This window comes from Reichenbachiella ulvae (genome assembly GCF_025833875.1).
Lineage (GTDB): Bacteria > Bacteroidota > Bacteroidia > Cytophagales > Cyclobacteriaceae > Reichenbachiella > Reichenbachiella ulvae.
Genome location: NZ_JAOYOD010000001.1, coordinates 5,093,804 through 5,107,664, shown reverse-complemented (window position 1 = coordinate 5,107,664; position 13,861 = coordinate 5,093,804). Strand labels below are relative to the sequence as shown.

Genomic DNA, 13,861 nt, shown 5'->3' with positions numbered 1-13,861 from the left:
AAACACAAAAGCCATTGAGTTAGTTCTCAATGGCCCTCAATTCTTTTCAGTTTTCGAATTAATTACTTTGCTGGGGTCTCCAAAACTTTTTGCCCTTCCAGGTATCCAACCATTACATCTCCTGATTCGATTTTAGCGACACCACTTGCAGGTGTACCTGACAGAATAATATCACCTGGCTCCAAAGTCATAAATGAAGAAACCACTTCTATCACTTCGCCAAGCGAATAGATCATCAAAGAAGAATTCCCCTTTTGTCTCTCCTCCCCATTGACCTCCAGGCTAAAATTGATATTGGATATGTCTGGAAAGCCATCTAACGATTTGAAGTCAGCAATAGGAGTAGCTCCATCAAAGCCCTTAGCCAGTGCCCATGGACCCTTTCCCTCCCGACTTGCCGCCAATACATCTTTAGCAGTCAAATCATTGGCCAGCGTGATACCATCGATGTATTCAATCGCATCTTCCTTTTTGACATCCTTGCATGTTTTACCTATACGAAAAGCCAGTTCTATTTCATACCATACATTGTCCGACACTTTAGGCAAATGCAAAGTCTCCCCACTAGGGAGCAACGAAGATTCTGGCTTAGTGAATATGACAGGCATACCCTTTTCCTTAGGCATCTCTGAAGCGTCATTCACATAGTTTTTTCCTATTCCTACTATTTTCATAATCGTGTATTTCTAATTGCATTGCAATATAAAACAAGTACCGTTATCGAACACGGAGATTGTCAGAAATGAGATCAACTGAAATTTGAATTCTTAATATCTTTAGTGTTTAATAATTGATAGTTCGCCAGTACAGCTATCCACCTTAACCCATGACACAGCAACAAGAAGAGTACTTAGAAGATTACCTAAAGCAATACAGCCATTCTAGTCAGGAAGAGCTCGATTACATTCGACCACATCTTAGTTTTCAGGAATTAAAAAAAGGAGAGTTCTATCTTCAACGAGGAGAAACCCAAACCCAGATGGGATTTGTGAGTTTTGGTCTTCTTAGGAGATATTATGTCAATGAAAAAGCCAATGAGATCACTACCGGATTTGTAAAAGAAAATGAGTTTGTGACAGACTACCCGGCCTTTATCAGACAAATCCCCAGCAATCAAAATCTGCAGTGTCTCGAGCCCACGTTGATCATCAATTTGCCTTACTCTATCATCCAAGAGTGCTACGATAAGTTCAAAAACAGTGAGAGGAATGGTCGATTGATTGCTGAAAAAGTACTGACTATCCTCAGCGACCGTGTCGAAGGCTTTCTGTTCAATACTGCAGAAGAAAGATACCTGCAATTCCTAAAGGATCATCCCGATCTGATGAACCGGGTCAGCCTGACACACCTCTCTTCCTTTTTAGGCATAGAAAGGCAATCGCTCAGTCGAATCAGAAAAAATCTCACGCAGCGATAGCTTTGTCACATATGTGTCAGGTACAATTAACCCAACCCTTTCATTTTTGTCTCATGAAGAATTACAGAAACCTAAAACATCCAATCGCCCTGATAAAATGGAGCGCTGTAGTCTGCTTTCTATTGATGGGAACAATTAGTAAAAGTCAAACCCATGCAACCAGAGGCATTCATGATGCGATTCAGATACAAACGAACGCGATCTTCGATAGCCTGGTAGCGGTAAGACACCATCTGCATCGCCACCCCGAATTGAGCACCAAGGAAAAAGAAACTTCCGCATACATCGAGCAATATTTGCTTGATCTGGGACTAGAGGTGCATTCGGGCATTGGTGGACATGGAGTCGTTGGTATCCTCAAAGGAGCCAACCCTGGAAAGAAAATTGCCTGGCGTGCAGACATAGATGCACTGCCTATTCAGGAAAATAACAACCTGGATTTCGCCTCTGTCAATGAAGGTGTAAGTCATCAGTGCGGGCACGATGTGCACACCACCATCGCCCTGGGGATGGCTCAAGTACTCACCAGCCAAAAAGAGCAGATCAACGGCAGTATCTATTTTATCTTTCAACCTTCGGAAGAGAACTTTATGGGAGCCAAAGCCATGCTCAAAGATGGCCTGATGGACCTGATCTCACCAGAAGAATGCTATGCAGCACATATATCCCCTATGCCAACCGGAACCATTGCTTCTAAACCCAACTACCTCTATGCCGATTACAAACAAATCAATGTGACTTTTAAATCCAGTGATGAAAATGAAGAGATCATCGCTTACACAAAAGAGCTAATCAGTGGAATCCAAAATATAGAACCCGACAGCAAATTTTGGGACATCCGAAACCTGATGGATCCCAACATAGGGATAGGCAATCCCAATACGATTTTCAAAAATTTCATCACGACAGAAAAACAATTTAATGTTAAAGAAAAAGAGGGAAAGTTGATCATAAGTGAAATCGTGAGTGCCAGTAACAGCGAACTGATCCAGCCTCTCCCCTCTCAACTACAGAGATTGATCTCTGATTCACCCTTTGCGGATCAGTTGATAGACATCTCCTATGGTTCTGAACAAATATCTATATCCAACGACCGGGGCAATATTGATAACCATCCCGCACTGACAAGACAAGCCATCCAATCTATTGCCAATATCTATGGACCCATGAGTGCCATTCCACTATATGGTGTGATCCCTGACAACCGAGGAGATGATTTTGCTTACATGCAGCGTGAGGTACCTGGCACCTACTTCCTAATGGGCGGCTCCAATTTTGAAAAAGGCATCATTGCCATGCCACACAGCCCCAATTTTCGAGTAGACGAAGAATGCATTCGCATGGGTGTGCAATATTTCTCCTCCCTGATGGTAGAACGTCTCAAGGATGAAAACAACACCCCTAAACCATGAAAACTAAACCATTACTCTTTTTGATCCTTGCAGTATTTCTAAGTTTCTCACCAATTTTTCAGAGGCTTCATGGCCATCAGTCAAAACCTCTTTGGTGGTCAAGCTCAGTCATTTGCTCAATTGGATAGTCTACCGAATCCCTCCTATTATTATGTGGCCTCCGGGAGTAGTGATGCTACGCCTCGTTTAGAATCGGGTATGTTGCTGGACAGTCTCTTCCGAAGGTCCATCCGATATATCAAGCAGTTGATGAAAGATCATCCAGGTCAATCGCTTGGTCTCAATTATATGCTGGGAAAAATAGCCACTGAGAGCGGAATAGAAACTAGCGCAGGATCAAAAGCACTCCAGTATTGCATCGACAATTATTCCCCAAATCGAGTATTTGATCTAAGCGAGGCACAAGAGCAGCTCCAATTAGCATTGCAAAACAAATAAGCAGCAGATAACCATTTCATACTTACACTTTCTAGTTTAGACACGTATCTAAAACAAAAAACATAACTATAAAAATCTCTTTAGATACGTATCTCCTGACAAAAACATAGTGATAAGATTTTACTTAGATACGTATCTAAGTAAAATTTCATAGGCATTAGATTAGAAATCTATAGGGATAGTTCCTCAACTTGACCTCAGCCTTCCTTTATCAGACAAACTGAATGGCAATAGCTATCGCAATACCAAACAAAGCAATCGCAGCGCCTATGGCAACAAACACATATTTGTCCGGAAACTGGTTCCCATGGAGAGCTCTTTCAGCTTCTTTGTAGACGGAAGACGAACCTAATAATAGACTGTTGGACAGCACAATTTCTTCCTTGCTCTTTGGGTTTTCTGAGCCTGTGGATTCTGGCTTTATAGTCCTTTGTTCAGATAGTGTATTTCTCATTCGTTGAAGTCAGATTAGCTATAGAATATAGCTGCAATGCTCGCCAAAATAAGAGATAAAAAAACGCCAATGGATAACTCCCCATTGGCGCTTTCATTACATTGAATTCTCCTAATCATTTCAGCAGTCTCACCTCAACGATCTTGGTCATCCATAGTTTCTCCTTGCTTTGAATCTTAAGTTGCAAAGTGCTCTCTTTTTGTAAATCAGCTGGAATATCGACAATCAGCTCGTTCAATTGCTCCTCGCTTTTTGCATCGAGATCCAGTTCAGATACTTTCTGATCATTGAGATAAATTTCAGTTCCCCTCCTATGATCAACATCCAAATATTTCACGTATAATTTTTTCGCTTCCCGGGATGGATTTCGCATTTTGTAGCTGAACCAACCACTCCCTTCACGATAGTGCTCGTCGAACAGATAACCTATCCAGGTATCCTTATTCTTAATAAAATGATCCGATTCTGGCTGTTGCTGCCCACATAATACAACATCCACAGACTGATCATCCAGTTTCTTTCTTGCCTCCTCTTCTGCTTCTATTTGCGCCATTCTTTCGGCTAGTTCCTTCTCATTAGCCTGAGGGAAATAAATCATGTATCTCGCTTCGTGCAGATCATAAAATGGCATCAATTCCAAAGACTCGAAACCATCGGCATGCAATCCCTCTATCTTGAATCGAAGGGCCTCTCCTTCAACTGGGCTTACTTTGGCCTCTACTTGATCAGCCTCACTTACCAAAACCGGCACATCCTTCATAGGGATGATTTTACCTTGAGCGATATGTCCTCCACGGCTATCGTCCGCAAAAAGCCCAGGCATATCATCAGTCCCAGTTTTAGCCGCTAAAACCACCGGACCAAAGGTGAAGGCATAGTAATTCGAACCATCAGGCAACTGCTCTGCATTCAGCTCCATCGGCATTTCCATCTTGATGATGTCTCCAGCACTCCAATCTCTAGACAAAGTGAAATATGAATCTATCACTTCCCCCTCCACAGGCTCTCCATTAACAGATACGGATACATCTCCTCCCGCAACCCATTTAGGTATTCGCAGCTTCAAAGTGAATGTAGACGCCTTCTCGATAGTCAACTGAGTAGATGCCTCCTCTGGGAAGTTGTTTTCCTGAACAATCGTTACTCCATTTTCTTCCCAGTTGAGTCGAGAAGGAATAAACAAATTGACATATAACGCATCGCCTTTAGAGGCATATATCATCTCTCCATATTTTGCATGGTTTTCAATCCCAGAACCTACACAACACCAAAAACTCGTTTCAGGTTGAGAATAAACGCGGTAATGTCCCGGTCTCATCTGAGTAAAATACACCAGACCACCTGTCTCTGGATGCTGAGAAGAAAGAATGTGATTGTACAGGGCTCTCTCGTAATAGTCTACATAGTTCACATCTTCAGAATCCTGGTAAAGCATCTTGCTGAGGCGAAGCATATTGTAGGTGTTGCAAGTCTCAGGCCCCTGTGTTCCCTGCATCATGCGAGAGAAATCATCGGATGGATGAAAATGCTCGTAAGCACTATTTCCCCCGATCACAACACTGCGTTGCTCCACCACTTTGTCCCAGAAATAAGCCGCCGCGTTGGTCCAGCTCGAATCTCCATTGATCTCTGCCACGCGCTGAAAACCAATCACCTTTGGAATCTGTGTGTTGGCATGCATACCCGTCAGATGATCCTCTCCTTTCAAAAGCGGATCGAGCACCACCTGATGAGAAAATTGTTTGGCAAGGGTCAAATACTTTTCATCGCCAGTGATAGCCGCTACGTCAGCAAAAGTTTCATTCAAGCCACCATGCTCGCTGCGCAGCATATCCTGTATTTGCTCTTTACTCAATTGAGACACAATTCCGATCATCCAATCGGTCAACTTAACCAGCATAAGTTTGGCTTCTTCACTGCCAGCAAACAAATAAGCATCTCTCAACCCGGCATAGGTTTTATGAATGTTGTAGAGCGGTACCCATCTATCATTGAGACTAAATCCACCCGCTCTGATGTCTCCGCTTGCCACTTCGTCCCATGCCTTTTCTCCATCCGGAACCCCACCAATGTATCCATTGCCATTGGCATCCTGACATCTCTTCAACTCACTGAGCATGTAGTCCAGGCGAGCTTTGATATCGGCATCTCCAGTGGAAGCATACATCATGGCCAAAGCAGACAAATAATGGCCGCCAATGTGTCCATCCAGTCCCGTATTCTCCCAGTTGGTATAGCTTTCAGCCTTAGGCTCTAGACCAGCTTCTCGTAGGAAAGGAGCCAGCAATCGATCCGCCTCCAGATCTAACAGGTACTTTTTATCCAACTGCTGGGCATTTTTGAATGGGCTGTCCAACAGCTCAACTTCATCCAAATCAAAATATTGAAGAGATTGCGAGGTTTTTTCAGCTTGCTCGCAGGCCACCAGCCAAATAGCCAGCGACAGGGTATTCAATAGTAGCTTTTTCATGTCTTTCAAGTTCTTTTTTGTGGTAGAACCCACAATATACTCTTAGAGATCCGCCCTCCTCAATTGTCAAACGATTTGGACACCTCATTTTAAGTGTAAGTTATACACTTTAATAGAATTGTTCAAAATCCTACATTAGGCTTTGAAAGGAAGCAGAAAAATCAAGAAGAAATAATGAGGGATAAAAACAAAAAACCCTTGACATCTTGCGATACAAGGGTTTAGTGTGCCAGAGGCGGAAGTTCCTTACTTCTTAAGTGTTTTTGCACTAGCTGGAAATGTCTTAAATTTAGCCTAGTATCAGTCCTTGAAGCACTTTCAATTAACTGAAACCAGCTTTAATAATTTTTTCGACACCAATTTCGACACCAACTAGTTCAAAATGCTAAATCACTTCTTCTATCTTCAAACCCAAAAGAAGGATAAAAACGACAAAATCCCAGTATATATTGACCTTTCATTTGATGGTCAACGAATCAGAAAAGCTGTCAAAAAAATAAAGATCAAATCGGCTGATTGGAACCCGTCTAAACAACGAGTTCGAAAGCCAAGTAGAAATGGAGAGTACAACAATTATGAAGAGTACAATGAAATATTGGAGGACCTGACCGAGGCTGTCCATAGAATCAATAAGGTTTCCCTAAAATTCAATATAACCCTCAGCAAACAATACGTATTAGAAAAACTTGAGAACCCAAGGTCAATAGAACTTGAAGAAAGGTCTTTTTTTAAAGTTTTTGATGAATACCTGGAGACAAGTAGATCCACCAAAGCTGAGTGGACAATCAAGGGCCACCGAACTGCACAAAGGTTTCTAGAGAATTTTGAAAAGAAGACTAAGTACAAAATCACTTTTGAGAATATAGATCTTAGTTTCTTTGAGACGCTCAGAAAGTATGCCTATCAAGAAAAAGGAATAGCAAACAACTACTTTGCACGAATCATAGCAGCTCTAAAAGCATTTATGACCTGGTCCTTTGACAAAGGCTATCATATCAACTTGGAGTACAAAAAATTCAAAGCTCCAGAAATAGAAAAGGAAGTAATCTACCTAACCGTAGATGAACTAATGAAATTTTACAAGCATGACTTCAAATCAAGAAAACTAGAACATGTAAGAGACACCTATTGCTTTGGCTGTTTTACTGGACTCAGATTTTCAGACATACGATCACTCAACATGTCTCACATCAGAGATGGATACATAGTAAAGTCAATCCAAAAAACTGGTGAAGTCAACAACCGAATTCCACTTAACAAATATGCACTAGAAATATTGAAGAAATATGAAGGTTCGATCCACGAGCCTCTACCTATTATTTCTGTCCAGAAGTTCAATAAATATCTAAAGGATTGTGCCGAAGAAGCAGATATTAATTCTCCTACTGCAGTAGTAAGACAATCCGGCGGTAAGCGCATCGAAACTGTTGTACCCAAACACCAACTAATCACCAGTCACACGGCCAGGAAAACATTCGTGACAAATTCATTGATTCTAGGAATGAAAGAGATGGTGGTTAGAAATATTACCGGCCACAAGAAAGAAGAAAACTTTAGGCGGTACGTGAAGATTGCTGAAGAATTCAAGAAATCTGAAATGGATAATACATGGGATAAAATTTGAACAATACTTTATGACATTAAAAAACAAAAGTCAATTAATACTTCTCAAGAAAGCGGCTGAAAAAATTGAAAAGAAAGACATATTTCCAACCCGAGAATGTCGAATAAAACGATTTAAAAAAGGTGTTCATGTTGAAAAACCTAAGAAACTAGAATTAATAATTGAGTTCCTTATTCAAAATGGAATTTTAAACTTAAACATCAAACATATCCCCTGGTTAATCAACAGTATAGATGATAAAAGAAAAGACACCTATTCAGTACAGGAATTAAGGAAAAGAAGTTATAATTTTATAGAATTGCTGAGAATCAAAACCAAAATTATCCCTGAAAGGACCTTCTTTCGGACCTCAGATGACGTGAAGGATTTTAAGAATGTTTTAATGTTCTGTCTATTCTATAACATTATCAGCATCAAACAATCCTCGCAATTGTCATTTGGCAAATTGATTAACGAATTGTTTGCACAAAACACCTCAGGCCTCTCGTCCAGAAACATTAGAGAAAGCATAACTAAGATGAATTCCTATAGAGAAAAGAAAATAAAATCTGGCCATATCAAATCCGTAGACTATAATTTCACCTTTAATAAGGAGGAAGTCAAATGGAAAATGCTCAAAAAATTGATATGACACATGCCAATCAAAAAAAAAATAGTAGTCAATATAACCTCGTAACACATTGACAAACTGAACCTTAATTCGCCAACAAAAAACAGCCTATTTCAATTGATCATACCCCAATAGTTAGGACAGGGATTGTTCGGTTTTAAGTTCTACAATAGTGTTTAATAATCCTTTCATTAACAATAAAACCCAAAAATAATCTACTCATTAGGCGGCCTGTTTTTGGGTGGTTTGATAGAGATCAATCGGTCTCTGATTCTCGATACTTGTATGCCTTCTTTCCATGTTGTAGTAGTTGAAGTACTCTGCCACTAGTAGGTACAGATCCATACCGTCCTTAGGTGGATTGAGGTACAGTTTTTCATACTTTACACTTCTCCACAACCGCTCAATAAAGGCATTGTCAATAGCCCTTCCTTTTCCGTCCATACTCAATTTGATGTCTTGACTCAAGACGAAGTTGGCGAAGACTTCTGATGTAAACTGTGAGCCTTGATCGGTATTGAGGATCTCTGGCTTTCCATGTGTTTCTATAGCCTCTTCTAGGCAGTTTAGGCACCAGTCCGCATCCATTGAGTTAGATACTGACCAATTGACTACATACCTGCTGTAGAGGTCAATAATGGCTATCAAATACATAAAACCCTTCTTCATTGGGATGTAGGTGATGTCTATTGCCCAGACCTGATTGGGACGTTTCACGGTCAGATTACGAAGCAGATAAGGGTACACTTTATGAGCCTTGTGCCGTCTGGAAGTATGTTTTCCAGGCTGGGTAGCTCTAAGCCCCATCACCCGATAGTAGAGTCGTTCAACCCGATTTTTGCTCACCTGCAGTCCCTTGTCTTTGGTCAGCCAGGTATGCATGCTGCGTGCCCCCTTAAAAGAATGGTGGAGATAATGCTCGTCCATCATACGCATGAGTTTTAAGTTCAATTCAGATTCTCCTCTGGGCTTATAATATATTCCCGAACGGTGTAGGGAAAGTAGTTTGCACTGCTTTGCCATACTCAATTGACCCTTGCTTATCAATGATCGCCGTTCAGCAAGAGGTCTTACCGCAAGGCGTCGTTTAAAAAATCATTCTCAACTTTAAGTTGCCCAATTACCTTAAGCAGCTGATCACGTTCATCTTCAATTTGGGACTTCTTGCTCTTGCCTTTTTTCTCAAAAACACCCTCTGCATTGGCCAAAAACTCTCTTTTCCAGAGGTTGATTTGCTGAGGGGCTAGTTCATATTTCTGTGCTAGTTCTGCTACACTTGATTGCTCTTTGATGGCCTCTAATACCACCTTCGTCTTGAATTTTGATGTGTACTTCTTGCGTGTCATATCAGTAAATTTAATCGTCATTTCTGAACTAAACCCACTGTCCCATTTTTTGGGGTATGATCAAATATCGGTAATTACTATTCTCATTTGTGTCATTAAAGCAGATTTAAATAAATATCAATGGAGAAGACGATATTGTTAAGCCTTTCAAGAAAAGAGTTAAAAAATATAATCCTTGAGACTCTTTTAGAGGCAAATGAAGAAAGGAATTATACATCTCCAAGTTCAGAAGAAAGAATGAACCAAAAGGAGGCCGCAGAATATTTAGGAATCTCACAGGTTACTCTTATTTCATGGAAAAAGAAAAAAAAGGTTCCAGTGGAACAAATACCTGGAAGTAACAAGGTCTGGTACTACAAATCACAGCTAAAAAAAGTCCTGCAACAAAACCCAACGCTTCTACAACCAAGTAGAAAATAAAAAACCGGGAAAGTCCCGGTCTAGTGTATTCTGTGAATTGAAGCCTCACATTCGAATGTACTAGGTTTATTCCTATAATCAAAATAAGCCAAATGACACACACATATTAAGCACCCCCGAACAATTCTTAATTTCATAGGATTAATCCGTTTTTTTTATACACAAAAACGTCATATGCAATAAAATGACATAGGATACCTATGTCCATTTTTTTTACCTCCAAGTAAACGTTTTCCGTTTATCGTTCACTCAGCAGTTAAGAAAAATGCGTTTCAAAAGTTTTCACAAAAAGTTTACAAATCGTACTAAACGTTAGGACAATGAGCAAATTATATAAAGAAAGAGCTTGGGATTCAGTTGAAAGCACATATCGACAAGAAATATACCTTGTGAATGGGTATCGGTTCCTTGGTTACAGCAAGAGAGTTGGTATGCCTGAAGTAAAGGACAAACAAATTCTACTACAAAACTGGATTCTGAGAATGTACAAAGCAGGCTATCTAGATGAATCAAATGATAGATGTCATGATGCTGAGAAAATAGAGTATTATTGGAAAGATAATGTTAAAAGAAACTATAAGCTTGCATTCACACTGTATCAAGACTGTTTTGAGTGGAATGAAGCACCTTATAGACCACCAATCGATGAATTTCTAAAATCATTCTACAAGATTAAAGCAAAAGGGCTTGATCCTCACGAGTTACTCTACACTCACAAAAAAGCATCTCCATCTGACCCTCTTGACTTATCAAAGAAGCGATTTTATGATAAAGAAGTTCTTCAAAGATTCTGTATGAAACTAATTAGAAGTAATGCTCAAGAGCTTGGGGCGGTTAAAGCTTTTTACATCAATTATTGCGACAAGCACTTAGACGGCTATAACCAAAGGGCAGATGAGTGGTTCTTTCGAACTATTCATTTTGGGTAACATGCTATCTCTGATAACAATGTTATCACTATTAACAGAGGTAAGAGTATTACCTCTGTTAATCAACTTCATCAATGTTAACATTCATAATACACTTAACAATGTCAATAATCATATCAATAGCCAATGAAAAAGGCGGAGTAGCGAAAACTACGAGCACTGGATCAATAGGGAGTATACTTTCAAGACTCAACTATAAAGTAATTCTTGTTGATCTTGACCCTCAAGCAGACCTCACCATTTCACTTGACGTTGAAGCTGAAGATCGAAATATATTTGATTGTCTGTTTCATCATAAGAAGATAGTAGCCAACAAGGTCAATGAGAACCTGATTCTTGTAGGAGGCGACCCTAGATTAACCCCACTAGATTTTATGGACTCGATCAAAAATGACAAAGACTTTCAAATTGAAGATCCAAGACTGATTCTAAAATCTCTATTAAAGCAGGTGACAGACAAAGCGGACTTCATTTTGATGGATTGTCCTCCGAATAGGGAAATAATTACGCAGAATGCTCTTGCGGCAAGTGATTATGTACTAATCCCATCTGAGGCGCATAACTTCTCTGTTAATGGTATCAATAATATAATAGAGAATTTAGATGCAATTGTGTCTGCTAAACTAAATACAGACTTAAAACTGTTGGGCCTTTTTGTAACTAGGTACAGGAAGAATACCGCAATACATTCTGACATGGTAGAATGGTTCGAAACCAACTATCATAAGGATCTATTTAAAACTAAGATCAACGAGAATATCACCATCCAAGAAGCCACGCAAATGGGTAGAGAATTGTCAACTCATGATGACATCAAAAGATCTTCTCAACTGGTAAAGAAAAGTTCACCATTTAAGGGGTTGGCAGACTATAGAGAACTAGTCAATGAAATTCTAAACCGTATTCAAAATGAGCCGAGAAAAGTTTAAAGCACAGGCTAAAAGGCCCCAAAGTAAAACTGTTGATGTTGACTTATTTTCAACAGCTCCAAAGAAGGCTATTGAAAATAGATTTGATGCAATAGAAAGAAAGCCATTATCTACTCCTTGTATAAGAAAGAACTTTCTGATTAGAAATTTGAATTTGGAGACAATCGAAACAATCAAAAATTTGACCTGGACAGAAAACTGCAAGAATGAGGATTCCAGCTACAGTCAAATTATTGAAAAGGCAATTGAAGTTTTTGTTCAGCAATATGATTCAGAATTAATAGAACGACCGGAATTTATCAAGAAGCAAGAGCAGTCCAAAGGTCGCAAAAAGTAAACAACAAAAATGTTTTTAACTCCTCTTCAAAAAGGTCCCTTGACCGATTTGATGAGGAGAGCGAGCAATGTAATTGTAATACAAAACTATGTTTCGAATTACAATTACGCTCGCTTTTTCTACACTCCGTTTGAAAAAGTAAAATGGCAAGACCTAGAATCAACAAAGAAAAACTAAGATCAAAAGTGCTGACTTTTCGATGCTCTGACATTGATGCTAAGGAGATAAGAAAATATTGTGACTTGCATAAAATAGGACTTCTAGATTTGATCTTGATAGGGATTAAAAGATCAAAACCTAGCCATATCTCTTACCCAATCATGAAGGGAATAAAATCTGACTTATACAGAATAGGAAATAATCTGAACCAAATAAGTAAGGCTTTAAACTCAGGCAGCAATACCGCCAGATTTGCAGCAATAGCTCGAATAAAAGAATTACGGGAACTAAAAGATCAACTGGATCGAATCAATCAACAAATCAAATGATAGCCAAGGTTAAAGTCGGAACTAATTTCACTAAGCTAATGAAATATTTAGTTCATGAAAGAGAATATAAAAACCTTGGTGACAATATGGGCGACATTGAAGTCGAAGACCAAATAGAAGCTTTTAAATGTGTCTCTGATCAAAACAAAAGGCTTAAAAACAAGGTCTTTCATGGTAGTCTAAGCCTGCCAATAGATGAAAGTCTAACCAGTCAGCAATGGAGAGAATGTGCTGATATATTCATGAGTGACATGGGGTTTTCAAACGCTCCATATTCAATCATTCGGCACTTTGACAAGGAGTATGAACACATTCATATTTGTGCTTCAAGAGTCGATTATGATGGTAATACTATTTCAGATTCCAAATCATACACAAGAGCAATGGAGTCTGTCCGCAGAATAGAGAGACTATATTCTTTAGGTGAAGTCAAATTCGAAAAGAAAGATAAAACTAACAACCAAAAAACCGCTCAAGAAATACACGCTGAGAGAAGAGGACAAAAGCTCATTAAAACTAAAATTAAAGACGCCATCCATGCAAGTATCAAACAGGGGTCTGGTAAAAAACTTGAAACATTCGTTTCCTCAGTTTTTGATCAATTAAGAAAACAAGGGATCAAGGTTGTTAGACATAAACATAAAAACGGCAATGTCTATGGTTTATCTTTTGAAATGGACGGTAAAGTTTTCAAATCATCTAAACTTGGAAAGAAATATCAACTCAAACCTTTATTTCAAACCATGAATGTAGCATTCAAAAGACATTTGTTAACCATTGAAAAACAGCAACACAAAAAGACCTTCAACAAGCCAAATATTGGACTTACTAAATCCGTGAACCAATTGAGTAATCACTTGAAGCAACAAAGCTATGAGGCTGAATTGGAAGAAGATGAAATCACAGGAAATAGAAGAAAAAGAGATCTAGGAATGTAACTTTAGGATACAGCCAATTGCCATGGGCAATTGGGGAAAAATAATTACC

16 protein-coding genes are annotated in these 13,861 nt (G+C 39.3%); 11 read left to right on the top strand and 5 right to left on the bottom strand.

Going from position 1 to position 13,861, the window contains the following annotated elements; all coding sequences use genetic code 11:
* Positions 1 to 62: 62 nt before the first annotated feature.
* Complete coding sequence (locus tag N7U62_RS21065; RefSeq protein ID WP_264140092.1) at positions 63 to 674, bottom strand: fumarylacetoacetate hydrolase family protein; 612 nt, start codon at positions 672 to 674, stop codon at positions 63 to 65.
* A 152-nt stretch (positions 675 to 826) separates the two neighbouring features.
* On the opposite strand from N7U62_RS21065, the gene N7U62_RS21060 reads away from it, so the two are divergent.
* The 3 genes from N7U62_RS21060 (at position 827) to N7U62_RS21050 (ending at position 3,267) form a co-directional block, all read left to right on the top strand.
* Entirely contained in the window at positions 827 to 1,417 is a 591-nt protein-coding gene (locus N7U62_RS21060) for a Crp/Fnr family transcriptional regulator (RefSeq protein WP_264140091.1), read from the top strand.
* Between the two features lie 53 nt (positions 1,418 to 1,470).
* The gene (locus N7U62_RS21055; RefSeq protein ID WP_264140090.1) at positions 1,471 to 2,829 is read left to right on the top strand and encodes a M20 metallopeptidase family protein; all 1,359 of its coding nucleotides are present in this window, start codon (positions 1,471 to 1,473) and stop codon (positions 2,827 to 2,829) included.
* A 69-nt stretch (positions 2,830 to 2,898) separates the two neighbouring features.
* Positions 2,899 to 3,267 (top strand): hypothetical protein, encoded by a 369-nt coding sequence (locus N7U62_RS21050; RefSeq protein WP_264140089.1) that lies wholly within the window; start codon positions 2,899 to 2,901, stop codon positions 3,265 to 3,267.
* A 211-nt stretch (positions 3,268 to 3,478) separates the two neighbouring features.
* Here N7U62_RS21050 and N7U62_RS21045 read toward each other — a convergent pair whose 3' ends face one another.
* On the bottom strand, positions 3,479 to 3,721 hold the full coding sequence (locus N7U62_RS21045; RefSeq protein WP_264140088.1) for a hypothetical protein: 243 nt from the start codon (positions 3,719 to 3,721) through the stop codon (positions 3,479 to 3,481).
* 115 nt (positions 3,722 to 3,836) lie between these two features.
* Positions 3,837 to 6,191 carry a glycoside hydrolase family 127 protein gene (locus N7U62_RS21040; RefSeq protein WP_264140087.1) on the bottom strand — a complete coding sequence of 785 codons (2,355 nt, stop codon included), beginning with the start codon at positions 6,189 to 6,191 and terminating at the stop codon, positions 3,837 to 3,839.
* 382 nt (positions 6,192 to 6,573) lie between these two features.
* On the opposite strand from N7U62_RS21040, the gene N7U62_RS21035 reads away from it, so the two are divergent.
* Entirely contained in the window at positions 6,574 to 7,815 is a 1,242-nt protein-coding gene (locus N7U62_RS21035; protein WP_264140086.1) for a site-specific integrase, read from the top strand.
* 10 nt (positions 7,816 to 7,825) lie between these two features.
* Complete coding sequence (locus N7U62_RS21030) at positions 7,826 to 8,446, top strand: hypothetical protein (RefSeq protein ID WP_264140085.1); 621 nt, start codon at positions 7,826 to 7,828, stop codon at positions 8,444 to 8,446.
* Positions 8,447 to 8,647: 201 nt separating this feature from the next.
* Here N7U62_RS21030 and N7U62_RS21025 read toward each other — a convergent pair whose 3' ends face one another.
* The gene (locus tag N7U62_RS21025; RefSeq protein WP_264136082.1) at positions 8,648 to 9,454 is read right to left on the bottom strand and encodes an IS3 family transposase; all 807 of its coding nucleotides are present in this window, start codon (positions 9,452 to 9,454) and stop codon (positions 8,648 to 8,650) included.
* A gap of 41 nt (positions 9,455 to 9,495) precedes the next feature.
* Entirely contained in the window at positions 9,496 to 9,771 is a 276-nt protein-coding gene (locus N7U62_RS21020; protein ID WP_264136081.1) for a transposase, read from the bottom strand.
* A 120-nt stretch (positions 9,772 to 9,891) separates the two neighbouring features.
* Between N7U62_RS21020 and N7U62_RS21015 the strand changes: the two genes are divergently transcribed.
* The 6 genes from N7U62_RS21015 to N7U62_RS20990 all read left to right on the top strand — a co-directional run bounded on the left by N7U62_RS21015 (position 9,892) and on the right by N7U62_RS20990 (position 13,812).
* Positions 9,892 to 10,191 (top strand): MerR family transcriptional regulator, encoded by a 300-nt coding sequence (locus N7U62_RS21015; RefSeq protein WP_264140084.1) that lies wholly within the window; start codon positions 9,892 to 9,894, stop codon positions 10,189 to 10,191.
* Positions 10,192 to 10,511: 320 nt separating this feature from the next.
* Positions 10,512 to 11,120: a hypothetical protein gene (locus N7U62_RS21010; RefSeq protein WP_264140082.1), complete on the top strand. Its 609-nt coding sequence runs from the start codon at positions 10,512 to 10,514 to the stop codon at positions 11,118 to 11,120.
* Positions 11,121 to 11,221: 101 nt separating this feature from the next.
* A complete protein-coding gene (locus tag N7U62_RS21005) occupies positions 11,222 to 12,049 on the top strand; it encodes a ParA family protein (protein WP_264140081.1) in 828 nt (275 codons plus the stop codon).
* Entirely contained in the window at positions 12,030 to 12,386 is a 357-nt protein-coding gene (locus N7U62_RS21000) for a hypothetical protein (protein WP_264140080.1), read from the top strand. Before N7U62_RS21005 ends, N7U62_RS21000 begins: the two co-directional genes overlap by 20 nt.
* A gap of 143 nt (positions 12,387 to 12,529) precedes the next feature.
* Entirely contained in the window at positions 12,530 to 12,874 is a 345-nt protein-coding gene (mobC, locus tag N7U62_RS20995) for a plasmid mobilization relaxosome protein MobC (protein WP_264140079.1), read from the top strand.
* A complete protein-coding gene (locus N7U62_RS20990; protein WP_264140078.1) occupies positions 12,871 to 13,812 on the top strand; it encodes a relaxase/mobilization nuclease domain-containing protein in 942 nt (313 codons plus the stop codon). The genes mobC and N7U62_RS20990 overlap by 4 nt, the downstream gene beginning before the upstream one ends.
* Positions 13,813 to 13,861 lie beyond the last annotated feature (49 nt).